Origin of the sequence: Ameyamaea chiangmaiensis, from assembly GCF_013376175.1 — a bacterium.
Taxonomy (GTDB): Bacteria; Pseudomonadota; Alphaproteobacteria; order Acetobacterales; family Acetobacteraceae; genus Ameyamaea; species Ameyamaea chiangmaiensis.
On record NZ_JABXXR010000352.1, the window covers coordinates 1 to 700 of the forward strand.

Annotated in this window: 1 protein-coding gene; it reads left to right on the top strand. The window is 67.4% G+C overall.

What is annotated here, in order from left to right; translation table 11 throughout:
- Positions 1-9: 9 nt before the first annotated feature.
- Positions 10-700, top strand: a 691-nt coding sequence (locus tag HUK82_RS17000; RefSeq protein WP_176615015.1) for a lipid-binding SYLF domain-containing protein, incomplete at its 3' end; no start/stop codon positions are given.

Consider the following 700-nt stretch of genomic DNA (forward strand, 5'->3'; position numbering starts at 1 on the left):
ATCGGCGCGATGCTCGCCGGCGGCGCGGTCACCGCCAGCCGCCCCGCGCAGGCCGATACCGCAAAGCAACAGGGCTTGGTCGACCGGGCCACGCTGACCATCAACGACATGTTCGCGGGTGCGACGCCGACCAGCCGCATCCAGCGCTATCTGGTCAAGGCGCGCGCGGTGATGATCTGCCCGTCCATCTTCAGGATGTCGATCGGGATCGGCGGGTCGGGTGGCGGGTGCGTGCTGCTCTCACGCGACGCGCGGGGTTCCTGGTCCGATCCCGCCTTTTTCACCGTGGGCTCCGGCTCGATCGGTGTGCAACTCGGCATGCAGGACTCCGAGGTCATGTTCTTCATCATGACCGATCATGGGCTGCAGGTACTGCTCGACAACCAGTTCCAGATGAACGCCAACGCCTCCGCCTCGTTCGCCACCCTCGGCTCGGGCATCGAAAGCGGCACTACCGGCGCGACGAACACCGACATCATGGCCATCCAGAAATCCAAGGGCCTGTTCGCGGGCGCGGCGCTCGGGGGCTCGAAGCTGTCGGTCAACAGCGGCGCGAACCGCAATTATTACGGCCAGAGCGTCGGACCCGAGGACATCGTGATCACCATGCGGGTCAACAACCCCGGGGCTGATCCGCTGCGCGCGGCGCTGATGCGTCAGAGCGCGCAGGGCGCCGCGCCGGAGCCGGGAACGGCCGCCG